This window comes from Pseudoalteromonas sp. S3178, from assembly GCF_005886985.1.
GTDB lineage: Bacteria > Pseudomonadota > Gammaproteobacteria > Enterobacterales > Alteromonadaceae > Pseudoalteromonas > Pseudoalteromonas carrageenovora.
In genome coordinates, this window is record NZ_PNCW01000604.1 from 1 (window position 1) to 271 (window position 271).

At 46.5% G+C, this 271-nt stretch carries 1 pseudogene; it reads right to left on the minus strand.

Annotated elements, in window-relative coordinates:
* Positions 1 to 271 (minus strand): annotated as a pseudogene (locus CWC11_RS22410) (bifunctional tRNA (adenosine(37)-C2)-methyltransferase TrmG/ribosomal RNA large subunit methyltransferase RlmN); the annotation flags it as partial.

Sequence of the window (271 nt, forward strand, 5' to 3'; positions counted from 1 at the left end):
CGCTGCTTTTTCTTAGCTAAACGTTTGGTTCTGTCTACAACATCACCCACTAGCTGTCCACATGCAGCGTCAATGTCATCGCCACGGGTGCGACGAACGATACACGTCAGTCCTGCAGCTTGTAACACCTTAGAAAATCTATCGATGCGGCTGTTGCTAGAGCGGCCATATTCATTACCCGGGAACGGGTTAAATGGGATTAAGTTAATTTTTGACGGCGTGCCTTTGAGTACTTCGACTAATTCATGGGCATGATCTGTACTGTCATTAA